Source organism: Mesorhizobium sp. BHscii, assembly GCF_053848065.1.
In genome coordinates this window covers 86,524-109,980 of sequence record NZ_JBSPKW010000006.1, presented here as the reverse complement: position 1 = coordinate 109,980, position 23,457 = coordinate 86,524, and the positions used below count along the sequence as shown (strand labels likewise).

The window sequence follows — 23,457 nt, the reverse complement described above, 5'->3', positions numbered from 1 at the left end:
CCCCGTCGCCATACGGGGAGAAAGTGGCGGCAGCCGGAGGAGGAGCGGCACAGACGCCAGCTACTCTAGCTTCAGGGTTTTGTTCGGCGGGCTAATTCATACGTGATTTGCCAAGGATCGCTCTCGAAAGATCTTTCCTCGCCGATCCAATGGAAGCTGTTGGCAGTGATCTCAGTGAAACGCCATCGAGTTTTCTGACCGCGCGAGTCATTGCCGAGCTGGACAATGTCCTTTCCCTCGGCCCGCCCGATCTGGCGTGAGTGATCTCGGTTGAGCAGGTCGTTCCATACGATGTGCCATCCCTCGATTCCAGGATCGAAGATGCGCAAAGTCGTGCCATACATCGTGGACGGCGCAGGGCGCTTGGGCCTGATCCAAACGTCCTGAATCGCGCGGCCTTCGAGCACCCAGCCAAAATGGCATTCTCCATTGCATTTCTGGATTGTGCCGTCGTGGAGGTAGTGGACCGAGTCCATTTCCCAGCTTCCAATAGCCATCCATACAGGTCCATGTCTTTCGCTCGGTCGGCTGGGGGACCTTCGGATCCGAGGGCGGTGAGAAAAGGAGAAATCGTCATCGTCATACTGCCTTGGTTTCCAAATAGACGAGCTCAACTGCCCAGCACAGCCCCGGCGGCCCATTGTCGTGCTGGCCTGCCGCAAGCGCCGCCTTGTGGAATTTCGCGACGGAAGCCCGTGTCGGCGCCGGAACATTGCCGCCACAATTTGCAGCGTTGCGGTTTCCAGGTCTTGGGGAAAATTGCTATATTGCCGCTATGATCCGGCCAGGCTGATCGCACCGATGACTGAGCGGTTTATCGCGACGGATCGTGCGTCCGCGAAGGTGCGGCGGAACCGGCAATCCTAGCTAAAACATGACACCAAGGGACAATTCTCCCGGCAGTCGGAGGACCCCATAAAAAAGGCGGCGCCAGTTACCTGACGCCGCCGTTATTTTTCCGTCGGAGCGTTACGCCGCCGGCTGCGCCTCGATGGTGCGCAGCGCCTGCATCTGGCGCTTGGCCGCGGTCTTGACCGCGTCCTGCACCTTCTCGAAGGCGCGCACCTCGATCTGGCGCACGCGCTCGCGGCTGATGTCGAACTCGGCCGACAATTCTTCCAGCGTCAGCGGCTCCTCGGCCAGGCGGCGCGCCTCGAAGATGCGCCGCTCGCGCTCGTTGAGCACGGCAAGAGCGCCCGACAGCATGCCGCGCCGGTTTTCCAGCTCGTCCTGCTCGATCAGCGCCTCTTCCTGGCTTTCGTGGTCGTCGACAAGCCAGTCCTGCCACTCACCGGACTCGCCTTCGCTCGCCCGGATCGGTGCGTTGAGCGAGGCGTCGCCCGACAGGCGGCGGTTCATCGACACCACCTCGGCCTCGGACACGTTGAGGCGGGTGGCGATCTCAGTGATCTGGTCGGGCTTCAAATCGCCGTCGTCGAGCGCCTGGATCTTGCCCTTCACCTTGCGCAGGTTGAAGAATAGGCGCTTCTGGTTGGCGGTCGTGCCCATCTTGACCAGGCTCCACGAGCGCAGGATATATTCCTGGATCGAGGCCTTGATCCACCACATGGCATAGGTGGCGAGCCGGAAGCCGCGCTCCGGTTCGAATTTCTTGACGGCCTGCATCAGGCCGACATTGCCTTCCGAGATCACCTCGCCGATCGGCAGGCCGTAGCCGCGATAGCCCATGGCGATCTTGGCGACGAGCCTAAGATGGCTGGTGACCAGCTTGTGTGCAGCCGTGGTGTCCTCATGCTCGGCGTAACGCTTGGCGAGCATGTACTCTTCCTGCGGCTGAAGCATCGGAAAGCGACGGATTTCTTCCAGGTAGCGGCTGAGGCCGCCTTCGCCGGAAACGATACTGGGTAATGACTGGGCCATGATAGCGCCCCTCTCTCTTGGAGTGGTGCCCCCGAAACGTGGCGGGCATATATCGCGAACGCCAAAGGCTCGTTCGCGACAACCGGTGTATATAGGAACAAAACCAGAAAGGACAGCATTGGTTCAACACGAAACAGTGTGTCACGCCAAAGTGAACAACGCCGGTCAGGTTTTTGCCGATCAGGTTTTGAATGGATGGAAGGCGGTTCAGAGTTTGCGAAAGCCGTCGACGAGTTCCTCCATATCCCTCGGTACAGGCGCCTCGAACCTCATCGTTAAATGGGTCGTCGGATGCCGAAATTCAAGGAGGCGGGCATGCAACGCCTGTCGCGGAAATGCCTTCACCCGGCCCTTCAGCGGCTCGGGCAGCCGGTTCGCCTTAGTGCGAAAGGCCTGGCCGTAATCGGGGTCGCCGACGACCGGATGGCCGATATGGGCCATATGGACACGGATCTGATGGGTGCGGCCGGTCTCGAGCCGGCATTCGACCAGACTTGCCGTGGCAAATTGCTTTTGCTGCTCGCCAAAGCGCTCGATCACGGTAAAGTGGGTGACGGCGCGGCGGGCATCGTCGCGGCCCTCCGGCACCACGGCGCGGCGCACGCGGTCGACGGCGCGGCCGAGCGGCTCGTCGACCGTGCCTGTCGGTCTCATCGGTATGCCCCAGACCAGCGCCAGGTAGGCGCGTTTGAGATCGCCGGTCAGGCCATGATCGGCAAAGGCCTCCGACAATGACTTATGGGCGCGATCGGTCTTGGCGACGACCATGACGCCACTGGTCTCCTTGTCCAGGCGATGGACGATGCCCGGCCGCCGCACACCGCCGATGCCGGAAAGACTGTCGCCGCAATGGTGGATCAGCGCGTTGACCAGCGTGCCGGTCCAGTTGCCGGCGCCGGGATGGACGACAAGCCCAGGCGGCTTGTTGATGACGATCAATTCATTGTCTTCATAGAGGACGTCGAGCGCGATGTTCTCGCCTTGCGGCTCCGCCGGCTCCGGCTCCGGCATATCGACCGATACGCGGTCACCGGCCGCCAACTTGCGTTTGGTCTCGTTGACCGGCTGGCCGCCGACCTTGACGGCGCCTTGTCTGATCAGCATCTGCACCCGGCTGCGCGCCATGTCCGGGCGGAGCTTGCCCGCCAGCCACTGGTCGAGGCGCTGGCCGGCCGCATCGGGACCCGCTTCCAGCACGATCGATCCCCCGTTTGGCGATCTACCGTCTGGCGATCCGCCCTCCATCAATCCATTCCCTATTAATCCATCCTCTATCAATATGGGGGCCTCTTCGTTATGAGCGCTCATCGAAATCGCTCCGGAATGTTTTGCCATGGCTGCTGCCGACGAAGACGAGGAAAAGCCGCTCGACCCCGAGGTTGAAAAGGTGCGCAAGAAGCTCGTCCGCTTCGTCGCCATCAATCTTGGCCTGCTGTTTCTCGCCCTTATGGTGGTGATCGCGGCCCTTGTCTACAAAACGCGCACCGCGCCACCTGCAGCCCCATCACTTGCCGGCGACATCCAGGTGCCGGCCGGCGAGCCGCTGACCGGCGACGTCGTGCTGCCGGTCGGCGCCAAGCTCATTAGCCAGTCGCTCTCCGGCAACCGCCTCTCCATCGATGCGGAACTTGCCGACGGCAGCCGCGCCATCTTTGTCTACGACATCACTGAGCGCCGCATTGTCGGTCGCTTTTCGATCCGTAACAAATGACTGGATTCGACGAACATCGCCGTGTGGCCACCGTCGCGCTTGTCGTCGCAAATTACGACGAGGCGATCTCCTGGTACGTCGGCAAGCTGGGGCTTTTTGCTCATCGAAGACGTCGATCTTGGCGGCGGCAAGCGCTGGGTCACGGTGGCGCCGGCCAACGGACAAGGCGCGCGGCTGCTGCTGGCCGAAGCGGCCGATGATGCGCAAACAAGCCGCATCGGCAACCAGACCGGCGGCCGCGTCTTTTTGCTTCTCGAAACCGACGATTTTGTCCGCGACCACACGGCAATGCTCGAAAAGGGCGTCGAATTCCGTGAGGCACCTCGCCACGAGGCCTACGGCACGGTGGCGGTCTTCGCCGATCTCCATGGAAATCTCTGGGACCTGATCGAGCCAAAACGATAGGACTGCAACGGATATTTTTCCAGCATCATCGACTGTCCGAAGCCCAGTTGCTTTTTCCCAGCCGTCAGCCTATATCGCCGGTTCTTGAACGCGCCCATCGTCTAGCGGTCAGGACACCGCCCTCTCACGGCGGGAACAGGGGTTCGATTCCCCTTGGGCGTACCAAGGATCTCAAAACGTTTGCGTACCTGGCATCGCTGTCGGTCACGGCCGCAGTCACCGCTTCTGGCGCGGCCCCCTCAATTGAATTAGCATCGCGTCATGTAAATAGGGGCCAAAGGTGCAGAACGCCGCCGGAGATGAATTTGTCGCGCAGCGAATAGATCCAAGCTCGTCGGGAAGAGAAGAGCGCAGGGAGAGAGGGCCAAATGCAGAAACTGCAGTCGCAGGGTGTCCATCACATCACGCTGGTCGGCGCCGGGCGCCAGACTTCGATCGATTTCTGGGAAGGCGTGCTTGGCATGCCTTTCATCTTCGAGCAGCCCAATCTCGACAAGGCCAGCGAAAGCCACCTCTATTTCGATCCGGGTGACGGCCGGCTGATCACTATCTTCACCGATGAGAGCCGCACGCCGGTCAAGCGGCGCACGCCGACCGATACGGGCTGCGTCCATCACATCGCGTTTGCGGTGTCGCGCGTCACCTTCCTGCAGGCGGTTGCCCGGCTCGACGAGCGCGCCATCAAGCACAGCGGCGTCAAGGATCGCGGTTTTATGGATTCGATCTATTTCGAGGATCCGCTCGGCCTGCTGATCGAACTCGCCTCCTACCGTTTCGAGCCGCCGGCGGGCTTCACCCATGCCGACGTGCTGATGCAGGCGCACAAGATTCGCGTCGCGCGCGGCGACTACGCAATCGCCGAAGTGCATCTCGCCGACGCGATCCAGGCGCTTGTCGAGCGCTCCCGCGCGACCTTGTCGGAGGACCGCGCGCCGAAAAATCCATACTGACGACAGCAACCCGAGGGAGGACCATAATGGCAAAGACGACAACGAAGAGTGCGAAGAAGCCGGCTGCCAAGGCCGCCACAAAACCAGCTGCCAAGGCGACAAAGCCTGCGGCCAAGGCGCCGAAAGCTTCCGCGGAGTCGGCAACGAAAGCCGGCGCAAAACCTGCAGGCAAGGCATCCGCGAAGCCCGCGGCCAAGGCCAAAGCGAAATCAGCGAAAAAAGCCGGGCTGACGCTCAGCATGCTGAAGCCGAGCGTCAACAATATGAGCGTTCGGGTGTTTGCGCGCGCGGCCGGGCTCGACCATTCCGAGACCGACGTATGGGGCCACACACGCTCGCCTGAATACATGGCGCGAAACCCGGCGCATCTGACGCCGATGATCGAGGACAAGGGCTTGCCGAGAGGCGTCCTGTGGGAAAGCTGCGCCATCATGCAGTATCTCGCCAACAAGCATGGGCTGGAGAAATTATATCCCAAGGCGCCGGCCAAGCGGGCAATGATCGACAGCGCCATGTTCTACCTGATCGGCACGCTCTACCCCTATGTGGCGCGCGCCACCTATCCTGCGCTGAACTTCCCGCAATATGCCGGCGAGGTCGGCCACAGCGACGCTCATCCCGACAAGAAGTCGGAAGCCCAGAAGGCCGCTATAGCCGCGATAGCCGAGCCGCTGGAGGTCTTTCACAGCTTCTTCAGGAACGGCAAGCCGTTCATCGGCGGCAAGAATCCGTCGATCGCCGACATTCGCCTGGCCGCGACGCTCGAATTCCTGGCCGTCATCGACTATGCGCTGCCGCAATGGGCGAAGGAGTACATGGCGGCGATCGAGAAGAAGCTCGGCAAAGCCTATGCCGAGCCGGCCGCCGACGTGCGCGGCTATATCGCCTATGTGAAGTCGCAGGCCGAGGCGTGAGGCGTTTTGGCTGACTGCGTTGAGCGCATCGAGCTTGCCCCTCAGGCGACAGGGCTGCAGTCATAGGCCGAGAACACCGCCCGGCCGCCGGATAGATAGGCTAGAGGCATCGGCATTGCTGCAAATCGGGGCGGCGTTGCGCTTGGCGTTCAGGGACCGAATATTACAAGCTCGGTGAACGTCAGATCTCCGAGCGAGGGTGGCCTGGGACCCTTGAAGTACTTCAGCCCCCTGTTGGGGCGGTACCACCCGAACAGGCCTGCAATCGGCTCCTTGGCGTCGACGACGCACAGCAGGATGCCGCTTCGCAAGAGAAAGCGCCCCACAGCACCGGCGCACCGGCTCAAATCCGCGAGGGAACGGCAATAGATGACCTGATAGGATGGGATAAGACCGCGCAATGTCCGGCGCGGCATTAATACGAAAGGAAACGCTGCTCCGTCGCAAATGCAAATCAATGACAGGCAGCCCAGCGCGGCGTGTTCCGAGAGTATGTATCTCTCACTGTCGGACAGCATGGCCATTTCGGCAAGATCGGAACGAGCTTCAAGCACGCGACAGGACCGCTGCACCGAACTAAACGCCGGCAGGAAGGCAAATTGTCCGCTGGAAAAGAGGCGAAAGCCGAGCGCCAAATTGTGCTTTAATGTCGCGGGCGCCGGCGAAACGTTCGTGTAGGTCACGTCTCTTTGCTTGAGAACCGCCGTTATCAGCTTGATGGCATAGGGGCGGAATTCTGCGTCAACGGACCAGCTTGAAAGATTGCAGCGGATTTCGTCGCCTTCCTGCCTGCGATAACGGGTATAAAGGGTCAGCACAACGCCGACGATCCGACCAGCCTTCTCCAAAGCAAAACCGTATTGTTGGAATTCGGCGACGGCAGGCCGCAGCGACAAACGGGTCAGCGCCTGTATCCAGTAACTCCGGTCACGCTCCGGAAAACCCCGGCACAGGCAGTCGACCACTCCTTCCCAATCAGCTTCGCGAATTGGTCGACAGTGGACGTCGGGAGGGAGGGCGCCAAGTACGGCCATAAATCGAGTTCCAGAATACGATAGTTACTAGGCATGCTTCACACGCTAACACGTGGTGTACAACGATTAATAATATGTGCCGCATTTAAAGACGACTTTCCGCACTCATCACGAAAACGCAGATCAGATTGGCCATGACGCGTCGATGAGCAGCTCCCGTCGGTTAAGGATTCGTTAACCAAATCCCTATCTACTGATCGGCAATTCACCTCCAGCTCGCGACCACGGATGTACTGGCGCGGTCGAGGTGGAAGGAAAGGTCGGCCATGTGCCGGCCTTTTTGCTTCAAGGGCTATTGTTCCAGGGGAAACCGCGCCTGACTTGGCGATTGTCGTCGGGCGTCAAGCCTTCAAACATCGGGGTTGCGGCATCTCAAGCGATCGGACCCGAATCCCGGTCCACGAGATATCAGTGTTGCCTGCGTCTCGCATTGACATGGCGCGCCAACTCCGGCGTCTCGAAGACGTAGTCGCTCCAGGCCGATTCCGGAATCTGGCCGGCCAGGTAGCATTCCAGCAAAAGACTTTGCTCAGGGCTGAGAGGTCTCGGCGCGCGCTCATGGTCCAGTCTCAGCGAGTGAAACAGATTTCTGGGCGAGTGAAACAGATTTCTGGTCAGGTCCGAGACCGTGAAGTGAATCGACATGTGTGCCGTCTCCTTTGACCATCCAGCGCATCACCAGAAAGATCGGGATCAATCTCTGCTCCGCTTGCCTTCGGTTCAGGACCATGCGCCAAATCACAACGTGCTTTGTGCGTCCAAAGGTACGCGCGGCGCTGCAATAGCCGTTAACGTCGAGGGCGGGATAAGGTTTCAACGTGGCGGCGGTAACGCCGATCGCGCAGCCCGAAACCCACCGGTCAGCACATGCTTTCGGCGATCGCGTGCGCGTATGACCGAACCGCTGCGTCAGGTGCGCAGCACGTGTTTAGGGCGCATCTTTTTAGCTGCCACCGTCTGAATGCCGGCTGGCTATTCGCAAACCATGCGGACCCGTTTTCCGGGTTGACTGACGTTCCTGCAGGTGAGCGGTTTTGCCGGCTCGGATGACGGCGTCGGCGGATCTTTGGAAATCCTGGTGATTTGCCTTCTCGGCGCCACGGGGGTGCTGATTCTGCGGGCCGCCGCTCTTTCCGGCGTTTCGGGCGCCACCGGAAAGACATCGGTCTGCAGCAACTGCGGCTGTTCGGCTTGCGCCTGCTGCGGCGGCCTGTCCCAGAACCGCCGGACGTCGAGCGGCCTTGGAATGACGACGGTGCCGTCGTAGCTGCGCGAGCAGCCGCTCCCCAACAGCAGCATCGGGCACAGGAAAAAAGCCAGGATCCGTCCCAACATCGGCAACACCCTTGCGGGATTTATAACGCGGCTTCGGTTCTACCGACAACCGTCGGAATACACTGCGGGCAAGGCTAGCGCATGACCCGGAGAATCGGAATCGATTTCGCCGGGGATCATGCGCAAAATCAAAAGTGCCGCAGCGTCCCTGGCGCGACTGGGGGGCGGGCATGGACGATGACCTGCCCAAGCCCATCAGCCCCAGGGCGTCTTGCTCGAAAAGGTCGGCGCGGACTGAAATCCAGCGCAACGCGGGATTAGGCATCCGCGTCAGGCTGTAAGCCGTGATTCGGCGAGGCATTGCGGACAAGACTATGGTGCGATCGCACCATATCAAAGCGTGCGTCCGGTTGGGACAATAAGCGCATTCGAGTTCCGCTCCTCCAGTTACGGGCGGGAGCAGCGACCGCCGGCAAGAAGCAGGGTCAGATTTACCCCAACGGACCTGTTTCGGCGATGGCGCGGCCATGACCTCCTTGGCCGCATGCAACGCGCTCCCGCCCGGATTTTCTTTTTCGGCGCCAATTGTCTCGCCTGTCGAGGGCAAATGCCGGCCGCAAATCGTGCAAGCTGCTGATTCCAGCGGCAAACCACGGCTGTGCCGGCGGGACCCGCGTCCCATCCTTTTCGACATGGCTGTGCGGCGGTTACCGGGCTGACATCAAACTGTCATGTGACTGTAATAATCGGGGGCTATTGGCCTCAGCGGGCGCCGAAGGAATGGCGCCGAGAGACCATTTTCCGAACAGGAGCAGGCCACATGAAAAATTTCCTCCTTACGGCGTCGGCCGCGGCGCTTGCGCTCGCCGCGTCGGCTGGTTATGCCGCCGCGCGCGATCAGATTCAAATCGTCGGTTCGTCCACAGTGTTCCCCTTCACGACGGCCGTCGCTGAAAAGCTCGGCCAGAGCGGAAAGATCAAGACCCCGGTCGTCGAGTCGACTGGCACCGGGGGCGGCATGAAGCTGTTTTGCCAGGGCGTCGGCGAGAATACCGCCGACTTCACCAATGCCTCGCGCGCCATCAAGGACAGCGAGCTTAAGACCTGCAAGGCAAACGGCGTGACGCCGGTCGAGATCAAGGTCGGCTTCGACGGCATCGTACTGGCCAATTCGAAGGCGGGGACTGTCGTTGATCTGACCAAGGAACAGATTTTCAAGGCGCTCGCCAAGAACGTCGCTGTTGACGGCAAGGTCGTCGCCAACCCCTACAAGAACTGGTCGGATGTCGATCCGTCGCTTCCCGCGACAAAGATCGAAGTGCTTGGCCCGCCGCCGACATCCGGCACGCGCGATGCGTTCGTCGAACTCGTCATGGATGCGGCCTGTCAGGAAGAAGTGAAGGCAGCTAATGAAAAGGGCTGCGGCGAGATCCGCGAAGACGGCGCTTTTGTCGAGGCCGGCGAAAACGACAATCTGATTGTCCAGAAGCTGGAAGCCAACCCCAATGCCTTCGGCGTCTTTGGCTTCTCGTTCCTTGACCAGAACGCCGACAAGCTGCAGGGCCACAAGGTCGACGGCGTCGAGCCGACTTTCGAGAACATCGCATCCGGCGATTACGGCGTTTCCCGCTCGCTCTTTGTCTATGCCAAAAAAGAGCATGTCGGCGTCATCCCCGGCATGCAGGAGTTCATCGCCGAGTACACCTCGGAGGCTGCATGGGGTCCTGATGGTTATCTGGCCGACAAGGGCCTGATCCCGCTGCCGGACGCCGAGCGCGCCAAGTCGGCCGAAAACGCCAAGGCCCTGAAGGGCATGGGCTCCTGATGTTTCGGGGTCCGAGCGTACCGCTCTGACCCCTCATATCCTAAAGCACAAAGCGCGGGATCATAGGTCCCGTGCTTTGAGCCGGTGAATGACCGGCGGTCGAGGGGACGTCCTGAATCATGGTCGGTTATCTCGTTGTTCTTCTGTTGGTTCTGGCCGCGGCGGCCTATTGGATCGGCCGGACCCGCGCCATTGTCAGTGTCAATGGCGACGTCGCGCGATTGCATTCGCTGCCTGGCCAACATGGCATGTTTCTGGCGCTTTTTGCTGCCGGTCCCGCGCTGCTTGCGATCTTGTTGTGGTCGCTGGTCACGCCGGGAATTGAATCGTCGATCATTGCCGACCGCTTCTCCACCGAATTGTCGGGAATGGGCATTCCGCAGGTCGAAGCTTTCATCCGCGACGCTCGCGCGATGGCCTTTGGCGGGCTTGTCGGCTTCGCCGATCCCACGAAAGAGGCGGCTGCCGCCGTCTACAAATCGATCCATACGACCAGCACCTGGATCATCTGGGCCGTCTCGCTCGTGCTTTCCGCGTCCGGATTTTACTGGGCCTATTCGCGCATCGCACAGGCCTACCGGGCGCGCCACGTGGTCGAGCGCGTTCTTCGCGCATTCTTGATCGCCTGTTCGGTGGTCGCGATCCTGACGACGGTCGGCATCGTTCTCTCGCTCATCTTCGAATCCCTGCGGTTCTTCCAACAGGTGCCGTTCTACAAGTTCCTGTTCGGCACGCATTGGTCGCCGCAGAGCGCCTTCACCGGCGCCGGAGCGGAAGCCGGGGCGGTCAACGAGGACATCTTTGGCATGGTGCCGCTCTTTGCCGGCACGCTGCTCATCACCTTCATCGCCATGCTGGTAGCTGCGCCTATCGGGCTGATGGCTGCGATCTACCTTTCGGATTACGCCTCCAAAAGCGTCCGCGCGGTCGCAAAGCCGGTTCTGGAAATCCTCGCCGGCATTCCGACCGTCGTCTACGGCTTCTTCGCCGCGCTGACGGTTGCGCCCTACTTCCGCGGTATCGGCGAAAGCCTGGGCCTCAACGTCGCGTCCGAATCTGCGCTCGCCGCAGGCGTGGTCATGGGTATCATGATCATTCCCTTCGTTTCCTCGCTTTCCGATGATGTGATCAACGCCGTTCCGCAATCCCTGAGAGACGGTTCCGCCGGCCTCGGCGCGACCAAGTCGGAAACCATCCGCAAGGTGGTCCTTCCTGCTGCCCTTCCGGGCATCGTTTCGGCGATGCTGCTTGCCGTCAGCCGCGCAATCGGCGAAACAATGATCGTGGTCATGGCGGCGGGGCTGGCGGCAAACCTCACGGCCAACCCGCTCGAAGCGGTCACAACCGTGACCGTGCAGATCGTGACGCTGCTGGTCGGCGACCAGGAGTTCGACAGCGCCAAGACGCTTGCAGCCTTCGCACTCGGCCTGGTGCTGTTCTGCATCACGCTTACCCTCAACATCGTCGCTTTGCGCGTCGTCCAGAAATACCGAGAGCAATATGACTGATGCGATCTCGTCATTCGGCGCCGTCGGACGGCCGGTCAGCATTCATACCGACGATGCCGCGAAGGCGCGGCTGAAGGGCCGCTACCGCACGGAAACGCGGTTCAAATGGCTTGGCGCCGGAGCCGTCGCGTTGGCCGGCCTATTCCTTGTGCTGCTCCTGTCGACGATCGTCACGCAGGCGATTCCGGCGCTGCGGCAGAACTATGTGACACTGCCGATCGATCTTTCAGCGGCCAAGGTCGACCCGGCGAAACTCGACGAAGTAAACTACGACGCCATCGCGCAGGAAGCGCTTACGGCAAAATTTCCGGATGTGACGAGCCGCCAGGACAAGCGCCTGCTGCGCGGGCTGATTTCCACCGGCACAGGCGTCTTCCTGCGCAAGGATATTGCGGCTGATCCGGGGATGCTCGGAGGAACGGTGGACTATGCGGTTCCACTTGACGATTTTGCCGACCTCTATCTCAAGGGTTTGCTTGCCGACGTCGGTTCGGACGAAGCGATTTCGACAAGCGTCACGCCTTCGCAAACCAGCGGTGACATCGATCTGACCTTCGGCGACGATGCCATGCTGGCGCTGGCGCGCGGCCATGGTGCGACCGAGGGCGAAAACGGCATGTTTACGCTGACGAGCGGCGCGTCGTCGCTGCTGGTCGCGTTCAATGGCGGCACGGTCAAGCTGACCTCGCTGTCGCCTGCGGCCAACGGCACGGTGATCGCAAAGGGCACGGTGATCGAGGCGCTGGACAGCACGGCGCCGGCCGCGAGCGGCCAGGCATTCCTGCGCGTCATCGAGACGCCGGAAGCATCGCGAAAGATTTCGGACAAGGTGATCGTCTGGCTCGACACGCTGAAGAGCGCCGGCCTGATCGAAAGCCGGTTCAACTCGATCTTCTTCTTCACCGGGGCAAGCCGCGAGCCGGAATTGGCCGGTGTCTGGGGCGCAGTCGTCGGATCGTTCCTGACCATGATCGTAACCCTCGCCATCGCCTTCCCGATCGGCGTTTCAGCGGCGATCTATCTTGAGGAATTTGCGCCCAAGAACCGGCTGACGACGATGATCGAAGTGAATATCAACAATTTGGCGGCGGTGCCTTCGATCGTCTTCGGCCTGCTTGGACTTGCCGTATTCCTGAATTTCTTCGGCATGCCGCGCTCAGCCCCGGTGGTCGGCGGCATGGTGCTGGCGCTGATGACCCTGCCGATCATCATTATCGCCTCGCGCGCTTCGCTGCGCGCCGTGCCGCCGTCGATCCGCGAGGCAGCGCTTGGCATCGGAGCGTCCAAGGTCCAGACCGTATTCCATCACGTCCTGCCGCTGGCGATGCCGGGCATCATGACCGGCACCATCCTCGGAATGGCGCATGCGCTCGGCGAAACCGCGCCGTTGCTGATGATCGGCATGGTCGCCTTCATCGTCGACATTCCCGGCGGCTTCACCGATCCTGCGACGATCCTGCCGGTGCAGATTTTCATGTGGGCGGATTTCCCGGAAGCCGGGTTCCAGCAGAAGACTTCGGCGGCGATTTTGATTTTGCTGGTGTTTTTGGTCATCATGAACGCCATTGCGGTGATACTGCGCAGGCGCTTCGAGCGGCGCTGGTAAGGGGTAGAGGAAATGAACATCATGACGGAAGCCGGCGTCGAACAGAAACTGAGCAGCGGAACCAATGCCCCTTCGATCAAGATGAAGGGCGAAAAGGTCTCTGTTCATTACGGCGAGAAGCGAGCTCTGTTCGACGTGGACCTCGATGTCCGCGAAAACCAGGTGACGGCGTTGATCGGCCCATCGGGCTGTGGCAAGTCGACCTTCCTGCGTTGCCTGAACCGAATGAACGACACGATCGATATCGCGCGGGTGAGCGGCAAGATAACGCTCGACGGCGAGGATGTTTACGACCCGAAAATCGATGTCGTCGAGCTGCGAGCTCGCGTCGGCATGGTATTCCAGAAGCCGAACCCGTTTCCGAAGTCGATCTATGAAAACGTCGCCTACGGTCCGCGCATTCACGGCCTGGCCAGGAGCAAGTCCGAGTTGGACGGCATCGTTGAATCGAGCCTGAAGAAAGCCGGTCTGTTCAACGAGGTCAAGGATCGCCTGCTCGAGGCGGGCACCGGTCTCTCCGGCGGACAGCAGCAGCGCCTGTGCATCGCGCGCGCCATCGCCGTGTCGCCGGAAGTGATTCTGATGGACGAGCCCTGTTCGGCGCTGGATCCGATCGCCACCGCCCGCGTCGAGGAACTGATCGACGAACTGCGCCAGAACTACACGATCGTCATCGTCACCCACTCGATGCAGCAGGCAGCCCGCGTGTCGCAACGCACGGCGATGTTCCATCTCGGCTACCTGGTCGAGGAGGGCGCAACCGACAAGATGTTCACCAATCCCGACGACAAGCGCACCCAGGACTACATCACCGGCCGGTTCGGCTGAGCGGTCCGGCGGCGAATTTCGAACACGAGGACAGGATCATGGGTGAACACACCGTCGCATCTTTCGACGAGGAACTGGAGCACATCGACAGGCTGATCCGCGACATGGACGAGCTCGCCGCCGCGATGGTCGCAGCCTCGATCCGCGCGTTGCTTGCGTCAGACAATGCGATGGCGCAGCGTGTCGTCTCGGACGACGCCATCATGGATGCGCGGCAGCGCGAACTCGACGATAGCGCGATCACGCTGATCGCCAAGCGGCAGCCGATGGCGCAAGATCTGCGCGCCGTGGTTGGCGCAATCCGCATGGCCGGCGATCTCGAGCGCATCGGCGATTTGGCCAAAAACATAGCCAAGCGGGTCAGCGCAGTCGGGCAGAGCGCCACGCCGCGTAATCTGTCGCACGGTATCGACGCGATGGCGGATCTCGTTCTTGTGCAGCTCCGCGGGGTGGTCGAGCACTATGTGTCGCGCAATGCCGGCGCGTTGAAAGAGCTGCGCGCCGACGACCAGAAGATCGACGTGAAGTACACGGCGGTTTTCCGCGAACTCCTGACCTACATGATGGAGGATCCGCGCAACATCACCGCCTGCACGCATCTTCTGTTTTGCGCCAAGAATCTCGAACGCATCGGCGATCATGTCACCAACATCGCCGAAAACGCCTACTTTGTCGTGACCGGGCAGCAATTGCCGGCGGATCGCCCGAAGCTCGACGAAACGACGATGTCGGCGCCGGCGACATGACAGGAGTGACCGGCCGATGATCGCGCCGCGCATCATGGTGGTGGAGGATGAAGAGCCGCTGGGCGTCCTCCTCCGCTACAATCTGGAATCCGAAGGCTATCAGGTCGAGGTGGTGACGCGCGGCGACGAGGCCGAAATCCGGCTGCAGGAAAATGTGCCCGATCTTCTGGTGCTCGACTGGATGGTGCCGGCGGTTTCGGGCATCGAGCTTTGCCGGCGCCTTCGGGTGCGTCCCGAAACCGAGCGGCTGCCGATCATCATGCTGACCGCGCGCGGCGAGGAGAGTGACCGGGTTCGCGGCCTTTCCACCGGAGCCGACGACTATCTGGTCAAGCCGTTCTCGACACCGGAATTCATGGCCAGGGTCAAGGCGCTGCTGCGCCGCGCCAAGCCGGAAGTACTGTCCAGCGTGCTGAAGGTCGGCGACATCATGCTCGATCGCGAATCGCACAGGGTCTATCGCAAGAAGAGTGAGATCCGGCTCGGACCGACCGAATTCCGGCTGCTCGAATTCATGATGCGGCACCCGGGTCGGGTCTTCTCGCGCAGCCAGTTGCTCGACAATGTCTGGGGCGAGACGATCTACATCGACGAGCGCACGGTGGACGTCCATGTCGGCCGGTTGCGCAAGGCAGTCAACAACGGCCGCATGCCCGATGTCATCCGCACCATCCGCGGCGCGGGCTATGCGATCAGGGAAGACTAGGGATGTGCTGATATTCAGGTGATGCCGGCCTGCGAACGCCGGCTTCCTGCGCTTCCGGTGCTCACGTACCAAAAAGTACGCTCCGCTCCGGTTCTCGGAACCCACTCTCGACTCGGCCTGACCTGAATCTCAACACCACCCCAAGTCGCCGGGGAGCCCTGCCTTCGAGTTCAAGCCACGTTCTTTCCGACCGAGCCGGCTCGTGCCTGGATGCTCGGCGCGAAGATCTCCTGGTCGATGAAGCTCAGCGCCCGCATGGCGCAGCCTTCTCGGATCAGCGGCAGTTCGTTCGGCTCGGTGTCGAAGGAAATCGAACCTGAATGCTGGCCGCCGGCGGTCTGGGCGATGGCCTCGCGCAGGGCCGGCTCGATCAGGTCGAAGGCGGCAGCGCTGGCACCGACCATGGCGACCGGCGCCGGATCGATCAGCGCGAACAGGCTGCCGAGCCCGAAGCCGAGCGCCTCGCCGGCCTTGCGGTAGGCTTCGCGCTCCGGTCCGTCCGTCTCGCGCGCCCGGGCCGCCAGTGCCCGCATCTCGGCGTCGCTGACATCGGCGACCGGCTCGGCGTTCTCGCTCAATCGCCTTGCGTTGCGCCAGATAGCGTAGTTGCCGGCATAAGCCTCGACGCAACCGCGCCGCCCGCAGCGGCAAAGCGCGCCGCCCGGCCGATGAATCATGTGGCCGAATTCGCCGCCTGAGGAATGGGTGCCGGTGAACAGTTCGCCCTTCAGCACCAGCCCCATACCGATGCCATGCGAGAGCAGGATGGCGATGAAATCGTCGCGGTAGCGATCCGGGTCGCGCCAGCGCAGCGCCACGGCCATCATGTTGCAGTCGTTCTCCATGATGGCCGGGATGCCGAACTCGCGTTCCAGAATGTCGGCGAAGGCGATGTTCGTCTGCGGCGTGATCGGCGACCACAACATGGCGCGCGCATGGGAATCGGTAATACCCTGGATCGCCAGCGCGATGCGGGCGACGCTTTGGACCTCGAGGTCGGGGTCTTCGAGCCGGCGCCGGACGATGGCGACACATTCGTCGATCAGCTCGTCGCGCGACATGGTCAGCGTGTCCAGCCGGCGCTGTTCCTCGGCGACCACTTGTCCGGCATAGTCGATGACAGCGACCGACAGGAAATTCAGCGACAATACGACGGCCAATACCGCAGCGGCTTCCGGATTGAGGCTGAGGCCAACCTGCGGCCTGCCACGTTTCAGCGAAACGGTCTCACTCGCCTTGCTCTCGGCCAGGATGCCTTCCTGGATCAGGTCGGAAGAGATCGCCGATATGGTCGAATGGCTGAGGCCGGTGGTTGCGGCGATCTCGGTCCGCGACGGCTGGCCTGCGCGGCGAACGGCCGAAATAACCATCGCCCGGTTGCGCCGGCGCAAATCGTCATGGCGGATCCCAACCGACATTGTTTCGCTTCCTCCTTGGCGCGGCCGCTCATGAATCGGAAGCCGTCGGGCCGACAAATACTGGCAGAAGCAGAAGGACCTGTCATTGTTTATTCCGAGGCTCGAAAAAAAGCCGGCAGGACACCAAAATCCATCAGAATTCATGTACAGTGCTTCGGCGTTGGATCAATATTTTTTCGAGTCTCGAAAAAGCCTTTGTGCAGGCCTTCGGGCCAGTTGGTCGCGCCGTACGCGGCGCAGGAGGAATATCATGAAGAGATTCACAGCCGCCATTCTGGCGTGGGTCGCCATGTCGCTGACGCTCGCGTCGGTCGCACAGGCGAAGGACAAGGTCATTGGTGTTTCGTGGTCGAATTTCCAGGAAGAGCGCTGGAAGACCGACGAAGCCGCCATGAAGTCGGCGATCGAGGCCGCCGGCGACAAGTATATTTCCGCCGATGCACAGTCCAATCCCGGCAAGCAGCTGACCGACGTCGAGAGCCTGATCTCGCAGGGCGCCAACGCGCTGATCATCCTTGCGCAGGATGCCTCGGCCATCGGGCCGGCGGTGCAGAGGGCGCTGGACGAAGGCATTCCAGTCGTCGGCTATGACCGGCTGATCGAGAACAAGGACGTCTTCTATTTGACCTTCGACAACCAGGAAGTCGGCCGCATGCAGGCCCGCGAAGTGTTCAAGGTGGCGCCGGAAGGCAATTACGTCTTCATCAAGGGCTCGGGCGCCGATCCGAATGCCGATTTCCTGTTCGCCGGCTCCATGGAAGTGCTCAAGGATGCCATCGACAGCGGCAAGATCAAGAATGTCGGCGAGGCCTATACGGACGGCTGGCTTCCCGCCAACGCCCAGAAGAACATGGAACAGTTCCTGATCGCCAACGACAACAAGGTCGATGCGGTGGTTGCCGCCAATGACGGCACCGCTGGTGGCGTCGTCGCGGCGCTGACGGCGCAAGGCTTGGCCGGATCCGTTCCGGTGTCGGGCCAGGACGGCGACCATGCCGCGCTGAACCGCATCGCGCTCGGCACACAGACCGTATCGGTGTGGAAGGACGCGCGCGAGCTCGGCAAGAACGCCGCCGAGATCGCCTCGCAACTGGCCGACGGCAAACAGATGACAGACATTGCCGGCGTCAAGGACTTCGCCACGCCGGGCGGCAATGTCGTCAAGTCGCTGTTCCTGACGCCGATTGCCGTCACCAAGGACAATCTCAACGTCGTCGTCGACGCGGGCTGGATCAAGAAGGAAGAGGTCTGCGCCGGCGTGGCGGCGGGCACGGTCCCGGTCTGCAACTGATCCGGCCTTCGCAAGAAGCTGTGCCAGCGGTCATGATGGTTTGGCCGCGCCATTGTGTTGACGCGAGGACTTGCTCATAAGATGGGGAACCATGGGCCGCAGCAGCAATTTGAAGAAGTTCTTTCCGATCGTCGCTTTCATCGCCGTCGCGCTGATCAGCCTGACGATGGCGGGATTCGCCTATTTCGCCACGCAGGAAGCGGCGCGCATCAAGTTCGAGGCGACGGCGGACGATGCGCTCAACCGGATCGATAGCCGCATCGACCTGCATCTGTCGCTGCTGCGATCGACCCATGCGCTGTTCGAGGCGCGCAATGGTGGGATTTCGCGCGGCGAGTTCAAGGCGTTCTTCAACGCGCTCGATATTGACGACAATTTCGCCGGCCTGCGCGGCATCGGCTTTCTCCGGCTGACGAGACCCGGCGACGAGGCAGCGGTCGAGCGTGCCATCCTGCACGACTATGGCGCCAGCCATCCGATCTATCCGGCTACGACGACGCTGCCCTGGCGGACGCCCATCACGCTGTTCGAGCCGCTGGACCCTTCCAATCAATCCAGCATCGGCTACGACATGTTCACAGAACCGGTGCGGCGTGAGGCGATCGAAAAGGCGATGGCCGATAACCAGCAGCACGCGAGCGGGCGCGCGCAGTTAGGCAAGGAAACAGGTGCTGCGCAGACCTTTACCGGCTTCCTGGTCTTCGTGCGGCTCAATGTCGAAACCGCGCCGGACGGCGTCGACGCGACCAGATCCACGACATCAGGCTTTCTTTACGCGGCCTTTCGCGCTCGCGATCTGTTCCAGACCGCGCTCAGCCGGACGCCGTTGCTGCCGGTCAACATCGAAATCTATGACGGCAAGGTTGATGCCGACCATCTTTTGTTCCAGTCGGAAACGCCGCCGGCGTCGATCTTCGGTGACAGGCTGGTGGTTTCTCGCGAGATCACCATCGCCGGACGTCCATGGACCGTCCTGTTCAGGCCGACAAGCGCCTTCTCGCAACCCTCCTCGCGCGCCATTCCGGTGATGCTCGGCCTGTTCGGGCTGCTGCTCGCGGGAACCATCGCGCTGGTGGCACGCTATCAGGAGCGGGCCTATGACGCGGTCTCGCTGCTTCATGAGACGACGGAAAAAAGCCTGCTCGAAAAAGATCTGATGCTGCAGGAGATGAAGCACCGCATCAAGAACTCGATCACGCGGGTGCTGGCGATCGCGCGCCAGACGGCATCGCACGCCACCGACGTCCACGAGTTCTCGTCCTCTTTTTCGGCCCGGCTGCAAGCGATGGCGGCATCCCAGGACATGCTGACGCGCTCGCGCTGGCAGAAGGCAGACCTCGGCGATCTCTTGCGCATCGAGCTTGGTCAGGTATTCGGCAAGGAGCTTCCTGAGGGGATATTGTCGGGGCCAGAGGTGCTGCTCGACGAGACAACGACGCAAGCGCTCGGCCTGACCTTTCATGAACTGGCGACGAATGCGCTGAAATATGGCGAAGCCGGCAACTCGGTCGGTGCGCTCAAGGTCGCCTGGTCGGTCGAGGGCCGCTGGCGCGACCGGACGCTGGTTCTCAACTGGCGCGAAGTCGGCCAGAAGAAGCTTGAAGCACCTGCCAAAACCGGTTTTGGCACCAAGCTGATCGATTTGAACGTGACGCGCGAATTGCGCGGTACGATCAATCGCGATTTTCACGATGGCGGATTGAGAGTGGAAATCAGGATCCCACTGTCGGACTGAAAACGCTGCCGCGAACCGACCGTTTTCGAAGGCGAAAGTAAACAGAGACCGGCTCGTCCGGTCTCCGCTTCTATTGCCTCATGCGTTTGAAACGGATCAGCAGCGAGCCGTAAACAGACGGCCACGATTGTCGCGGTACTGGCAATAGCCATTGCGCAGGTTGCGCACCAGCAGGCCGGTACCGGCACCGATGGCTGCGCCGACCAGCGCACCCTTGCCGCCGTCAATCAGGCCGCCGGCCAGAGCACCGACACCGGCGCCGACGCCGACATCCCGCTCGGTGGTGCTGCAGCCGCTGACCGCGACCACGGCAACCATGGCAATAATCATCTTCCGCATAGGGTCACTCCTCGCTTTTGTCCTCACTTGAGCTCCACCCGTCACTTACCATGCGAAAAAGGGTTTTGCCCGATCGATTTCATTGTTGGCTAAGAGAATCTTTTTCGGGGCGCGCGCCGGTCGAAGCAACCTCAAGATTGGAAATCTCCACGGAAGCGTCGAGCGTGCCGTCCGGACGCACATTCCAGACGATCTGATCGTAATCATCCTCAAGTGCCGGATCGACGGAAAGGCATTTGGCAATTATGCGCGGAGCCTGACCCTGCACATTGCTCAAGGCAAACGGACGCTCGGCGGCGCATTCCTGAGCGGTTTCGAAAACACCCACCGATACGGGCAGTTCACGACATTCCGTCATCGCGTTAGAACAGCCAATGACAAGCAACACGGCAGCGATGTGTTCCATGGCGAATAATCCTCTCGCCATAAGAACGGGCCATATTCGTCAAAGTTCCTGCGATGCCGGCTGGCGCGACTGATTGGAGAACAGGTCGACATGAGGCAAGCACAAGCCGCCCGCCACTTTGGGTCCGACGCTCTAGATCAAGTGGAACGCGGCGGCCAGGACGACCACCGCAGCCACCCCGATTGCGGCGAGGCCGGGGGTCGGGTGGGAAGCACGGGGCGACGGCATCGCGGATGCTTCGAGATCCTGAAACCCGCCCATCGAAACGCGTGCGGCCTGTTCCAGCCTGTTGATGTCGGCAACCGTCAAAGCCATTCCTCCGTACTGCGCAGCAGACTGCGATCGAAAACGTCATGCGGATCGGTGTCTGAACAGCTTCGGACTTTATGGTGAACAGGTGGTTAAGGCCGGCGCGGCCGGTATTCAGGCCTCTTGGCCCCAGCCCTCTTTGGCTCGGCTGTTGTCCGGTCAATCCGTCTCGAAATTGCCGCGAGGAACGACAAGGCGATACTCGAGGCGGTCCCCGGTGATTTCAAGCGTCGCCGTTCCGTTCAACGACGCAGGCACGACGCGCTCGAGCGCGACGCTGCCAAAACGCTTCTCGCTGGGCTGATTGTCATTGGCCCCGATGGCTTCGGCCCATGTCAGCGATAGTGCGGTCTCGCCAGCGGAAGCAGCCGTCAGATCGGCCGTCACCTCGACGAATCCGTCGGCTCGCGACAGAGCGCCATAGCTGACTGAATTGACGGCAAGTTCGTGCATGGCCAAGCCTATATGCAGGGCGGCATTGGGGTTGAGGTATGGATTTGCACCCTGGAAGCGCAGGCTGCGCAAGGGGTCGGCTCCGTAGCGGCCGACCTGGCCGGACACCAGTTCGCGCAGTGCCGCTCCCCGCCAGTTGGACGAGGTCACCAGATCCTGGGATGAGGCAAGCGACTGCAGCCGGCCGCGAAAGCGTGTCAGGAAATCACTGAGCGTGTCCGAATAACGGCTGGTCTGGGTGGCGATGCTCTGGATGATGGCCAAAAGGTTCTTCGAGCGGTGGCTGACCTCGCGCAGCAGCGTTTTCAGGGTCTGCTCGCGACGTTTCTGCTCGGTCGTTTCGACCATAGTGGTGACGACGCCCTGAACGGCGCCGCCGTCGTCGTGATCAGCGTCTACCCATATTTGGAACCAGCGAACGCCATCGTCGGCGGGAATGCTGAGCTCAAGATGTTCCGGATTGCCGGATGCGACTACGTTGCGCTTGGCGGCACCGATGCGTTCCGCATGCACCAGGGGCAGCATGCCGTTGCTATCGGCAGTATCGGAAGCCCATGGCGGGCGCATGTTGCGGGCCCAGACGGTTCTCATCTCGCGATCCTGATAGAGAACCGAAATGCCGGCATTGTGCAGCGCATGGAGAAGGGCCCGACCAAGCTGCATTTCGCTGTCAGCGGAATGCAGAGCGATGATCTCATCGCTCCGTCCGCTGTCTTTCATGTCTCCGGCTCTGGATTGCATCGGTAACTTCACCCACCCGATCCAAGCTGAACGGCTGACGGAAAAATGGGTTCCCAAAAGAAGTCCGCCGAGCGGCGTCCCGTTGAAGGACACTGCCCGGCGGTAGCTGGAAACCGCTTGAGGGGTGCGGTTCCCAGTGTTGGATCGCAGTTCACGACGCGCGTTTGAACAAGCCCGCAATAAGCGAGATGATCAGGAAAGCGAGAAAGATGAAAAACAATATCTGTGCTATACCTGCCGAGGTGCCGGCTATACCGCCGAAACCAAGAGCGCCTGCAATGATCGCGACGACGAGAAACACGAGCGCCCAGTAAAGCATGATCCATCTCCTTCAAATGGTACGGCAAAAACGTCTTTCACTGCCGTTTGTTCCACCTTTTCCCGAAAAAGACGATCCCTGGAAATCTTTCCGGCCCGAATTGAATCGTCATGCGCAGGGGAAGTTCGAGTGACGTTTGCCAGCCGCAAGGGGCCGGCGTCATTCGATCAGTGGCAAATGGGCGACCCGTGGAAACGGGGCAGCGCGAGGCCGGGCCTGCCCGGTCCTATGCAGCGGCTTTCGCGTGCCGGTCGAAGAACAACGCCTGGCTGATCAGGGCCTTGACCATATCCGGATTGAACGGCTTGGTGACGAGGAAGGCCGGCTCCGGCCGCTCGCCGGTCAGGAGGCGCTCGGGAAAGGCGGTGATGAAGATCACCGGCACCGGCGTGGACGACAGGATCTCGTTCACCGCTTCGATGCCCGAACTGCCGTCGGCCAGTTGGATGTCGGCCAGCACCATCTTCGGCCGCGTCTTTGTGAACATCGCCACCGCCTCGGCGTGGGTACGCGCAGTTCCGACGACACGATGGCCCAGGCTTTCGACCATTTGCTCGATGTCCATGGCGATCAGCGGCTCGTCCTCGATGATCAGCACATCGGTTGCCACCTGGCGGGAAATCTCGTTGCTGGCCTCGGCGAGGAGTTCGGAGAATTCTTGATCGTCGACGTCGAGAATCTCCGCCGCCTCGTCTTCGCTGAAACCTTCCACGGCGACCAGCAGGAAGGCCTGCCGGGGACGGGGTGAGATCGCGTTCAGATTGGCGGCGGCGCGCTGTTCCCACGCCGACTGCGGATGTTCTTGCGGAACGCGGATGGCGACCGAGGTGAACAGCCTGGCGAATACCTTGTAGAGCGCGATGCGGTCGTTCGACGCGTCCGGAAAGATGTCGACGTCGGCGATGATGGCTTCGAGCATCGCGGCGACCAGCGCGTCGCCACTCTCCTGCGATCCGGAAACAGCCCGCGAGAAGCGGCGCAGGAACGGCAGGTGCGGAGCGATGGTTGCGGACAGGCTCATGATGGACGTCTCCCTCTGACGTAATTGGATAGATTG

The 23,457-nt window shown here is 61.4% G+C and carries 25 protein-coding genes, 1 tRNA gene and 1 pseudogene; 14 read left to right on the top strand and 13 right to left on the bottom strand.

The window, feature by feature from the left end:
• Positions 1–71: 71 nt before the first annotated feature.
• Positions 72–497, bottom strand: coding sequence for a hypothetical protein (locus ACWTU7_RS11415; RefSeq protein ID WP_455838628.1), 426 nt, complete (start codon positions 495–497; stop codon positions 72–74).
• A gap of 148 nt (positions 498–645) precedes the next feature.
• Between ACWTU7_RS11415 and ACWTU7_RS11410 the strand changes: the two genes are divergently transcribed.
• Positions 646–867 (top strand): DUF2274 domain-containing protein, encoded by a 222-nt coding sequence (locus tag ACWTU7_RS11410; RefSeq protein ID WP_455846517.1) that lies wholly within the window; start codon positions 646–648, stop codon positions 865–867.
• Positions 868–969: 102 nt separating this feature from the next.
• On the opposite strand, the gene rpoH is transcribed toward ACWTU7_RS11410, so the two are convergent.
• Positions 970–1,881, bottom strand: coding sequence for an RNA polymerase sigma factor RpoH (gene rpoH, locus ACWTU7_RS11405; protein WP_455838629.1), 912 nt, complete (start codon positions 1,879–1,881; stop codon positions 970–972).
• Between the two features lie 207 nt (positions 1,882–2,088).
• Positions 2,089–3,189 carry an RluA family pseudouridine synthase gene (locus ACWTU7_RS11400; protein ID WP_455838630.1) on the bottom strand — a complete coding sequence of 367 codons (1,101 nt, stop codon included), beginning with the start codon at positions 3,187–3,189 and terminating at the stop codon, positions 2,089–2,091.
• Between the two features lie 25 nt (positions 3,190–3,214).
• Between ACWTU7_RS11400 and ACWTU7_RS11395 the strand changes: the two genes are divergently transcribed.
• The 5 genes and pseudogenes from ACWTU7_RS11395 (at position 3,215) to ACWTU7_RS11375 (ending at position 5,861) form a co-directional block, all read left to right on the top strand.
• Entirely contained in the window at positions 3,215–3,592 is a 378-nt protein-coding gene (locus ACWTU7_RS11395) for a fimbrial protein (protein WP_455838631.1), read from the top strand.
• Positions 3,589–3,997: pseudogene (locus tag ACWTU7_RS11390) on the top strand (VOC family protein). Before ACWTU7_RS11395 ends, ACWTU7_RS11390 begins: the two are co-directional and overlap by 4 nt.
• A gap of 90 nt (positions 3,998–4,087) precedes the next feature.
• Positions 4,088–4,162: transfer RNA gene (locus ACWTU7_RS11385), tRNA-Glu, on the top strand.
• Between the two features lie 203 nt (positions 4,163–4,365).
• Positions 4,366–4,947 (top strand): VOC family protein, encoded by a 582-nt coding sequence (locus tag ACWTU7_RS11380; RefSeq protein WP_455838632.1) that lies wholly within the window; start codon positions 4,366–4,368, stop codon positions 4,945–4,947.
• A 26-nt stretch (positions 4,948–4,973) separates the two neighbouring features.
• Positions 4,974–5,861, top strand: coding sequence for a glutathione S-transferase family protein (locus ACWTU7_RS11375; RefSeq protein ID WP_455838633.1), 888 nt, complete (start codon positions 4,974–4,976; stop codon positions 5,859–5,861).
• Between the two features lie 149 nt (positions 5,862–6,010).
• Here ACWTU7_RS11375 and ACWTU7_RS11370 read toward each other — a convergent pair whose 3' ends face one another.
• The 3 genes from ACWTU7_RS11370 to ACWTU7_RS11360 form a co-directional block, all read right to left on the bottom strand.
• On the bottom strand, positions 6,011–6,895 hold the full coding sequence (locus ACWTU7_RS11370; RefSeq protein ID WP_455838634.1) for a hypothetical protein: 885 nt from the start codon (positions 6,893–6,895) through the stop codon (positions 6,011–6,013).
• 408 nt (positions 6,896–7,303) lie between these two features.
• Positions 7,304–7,540: a hypothetical protein gene (locus ACWTU7_RS11365; RefSeq protein ID WP_455838635.1), complete on the bottom strand. Its 237-nt coding sequence runs from the start codon at positions 7,538–7,540 to the stop codon at positions 7,304–7,306.
• A 327-nt stretch (positions 7,541–7,867) separates the two neighbouring features.
• The gene (locus tag ACWTU7_RS11360) at positions 7,868–8,230 is read right to left on the bottom strand and encodes a hypothetical protein (RefSeq protein ID WP_455838636.1); all 363 of its coding nucleotides are present in this window, start codon (positions 8,228–8,230) and stop codon (positions 7,868–7,870) included.
• A 760-nt stretch (positions 8,231–8,990) separates the two neighbouring features.
• Here ACWTU7_RS11360 and ACWTU7_RS11355 point away from each other — a divergent pair.
• The 6 genes from ACWTU7_RS11355 (at position 8,991) to phoB (ending at position 15,389) form a co-directional block, all read left to right on the top strand.
• A complete protein-coding gene (locus tag ACWTU7_RS11355) occupies positions 8,991–9,995 on the top strand; it encodes a PstS family phosphate ABC transporter substrate-binding protein (RefSeq protein WP_455838637.1) in 1,005 nt (334 codons plus the stop codon).
• 119 nt (positions 9,996–10,114) lie between these two features.
• Entirely contained in the window at positions 10,115–11,503 is a 1,389-nt protein-coding gene (pstC, locus tag ACWTU7_RS11350; protein WP_455838638.1) for a phosphate ABC transporter permease subunit PstC, read from the top strand.
• Positions 11,496–13,109, top strand: a complete 1,614-nt coding sequence (gene pstA / locus ACWTU7_RS11345; protein WP_455838639.1) for a phosphate ABC transporter permease PstA — start codon at positions 11,496–11,498, stop codon at positions 13,107–13,109. Before pstC ends, pstA begins: the two co-directional genes overlap by 8 nt.
• Before the next feature lie 12 nt (positions 13,110–13,121).
• On the top strand, positions 13,122–13,937 hold the full coding sequence (gene pstB / locus ACWTU7_RS11340; RefSeq protein ID WP_455838640.1) for a phosphate ABC transporter ATP-binding protein PstB: 816 nt from the start codon (positions 13,122–13,124) through the stop codon (positions 13,935–13,937).
• A gap of 38 nt (positions 13,938–13,975) precedes the next feature.
• Positions 13,976–14,683 carry a phosphate signaling complex protein PhoU gene (gene phoU / locus ACWTU7_RS11335; RefSeq protein ID WP_029348715.1) on the top strand — a complete coding sequence of 236 codons (708 nt, stop codon included), beginning with the start codon at positions 13,976–13,978 and terminating at the stop codon, positions 14,681–14,683.
• Positions 14,684–14,699: 16 nt separating this feature from the next.
• Entirely contained in the window at positions 14,700–15,389 is a 690-nt protein-coding gene (gene phoB / locus ACWTU7_RS11330) for a phosphate regulon transcriptional regulator PhoB (protein WP_031254097.1), read from the top strand.
• 170 nt (positions 15,390–15,559) lie between these two features.
• Here the strand turns inward: phoB and ACWTU7_RS11325 are convergent, their stop codons facing one another.
• On the bottom strand, positions 15,560–16,807 hold the full coding sequence (locus tag ACWTU7_RS11325) for an ROK family protein (RefSeq protein ID WP_455838641.1): 1,248 nt from the start codon (positions 16,805–16,807) through the stop codon (positions 15,560–15,562).
• A gap of 250 nt (positions 16,808–17,057) precedes the next feature.
• Between ACWTU7_RS11325 and xylF the strand changes: the two genes are divergently transcribed.
• Positions 17,058–18,098 carry a D-xylose ABC transporter substrate-binding protein gene (gene xylF, locus ACWTU7_RS11320; protein ID WP_455838642.1) on the top strand — a complete coding sequence of 347 codons (1,041 nt, stop codon included), beginning with the start codon at positions 17,058–17,060 and terminating at the stop codon, positions 18,096–18,098.
• A gap of 109 nt (positions 18,099–18,207) precedes the next feature.
• Positions 18,208–19,833 (top strand): CHASE domain-containing protein, encoded by a 1,626-nt coding sequence (locus tag ACWTU7_RS11315; protein ID WP_095518106.1) that lies wholly within the window; start codon positions 18,208–18,210, stop codon positions 19,831–19,833.
• Positions 19,834–19,929: 96 nt separating this feature from the next.
• Here the strand turns inward: ACWTU7_RS11315 and ACWTU7_RS11310 are convergent, their stop codons facing one another.
• From ACWTU7_RS11310 to ACWTU7_RS11285, 6 genes are all read right to left on the bottom strand, one after another.
• Positions 19,930–20,172 (bottom strand): YMGG-like glycine zipper-containing protein, encoded by a 243-nt coding sequence (locus ACWTU7_RS11310; protein ID WP_065007456.1) that lies wholly within the window; start codon positions 20,170–20,172, stop codon positions 19,930–19,932.
• A gap of 79 nt (positions 20,173–20,251) precedes the next feature.
• Positions 20,252–20,578 (bottom strand): hypothetical protein, encoded by a 327-nt coding sequence (locus ACWTU7_RS11305; protein WP_455838643.1) that lies wholly within the window; start codon positions 20,576–20,578, stop codon positions 20,252–20,254.
• Positions 20,579–20,710: 132 nt separating this feature from the next.
• Positions 20,711–20,893 (bottom strand): hypothetical protein, encoded by a 183-nt coding sequence (locus tag ACWTU7_RS11300; RefSeq protein ID WP_455838644.1) that lies wholly within the window; start codon positions 20,891–20,893, stop codon positions 20,711–20,713.
• A 153-nt stretch (positions 20,894–21,046) separates the two neighbouring features.
• Positions 21,047–22,081, bottom strand: coding sequence for a sensor histidine kinase (locus tag ACWTU7_RS11295; protein ID WP_455838645.1), 1,035 nt, complete (start codon positions 22,079–22,081; stop codon positions 21,047–21,049).
• 151 nt (positions 22,082–22,232) lie between these two features.
• On the bottom strand, positions 22,233–22,400 hold the full coding sequence (locus ACWTU7_RS11290) for a DUF1328 domain-containing protein (protein ID WP_023797107.1): 168 nt from the start codon (positions 22,398–22,400) through the stop codon (positions 22,233–22,235).
• A 226-nt stretch (positions 22,401–22,626) separates the two neighbouring features.
• Positions 22,627–23,421, bottom strand: a complete 795-nt coding sequence (locus tag ACWTU7_RS11285; RefSeq protein ID WP_065007451.1) for a response regulator — start codon at positions 23,419–23,421, stop codon at positions 22,627–22,629.
• Positions 23,422–23,457: the final 36 nt, after the last annotated feature.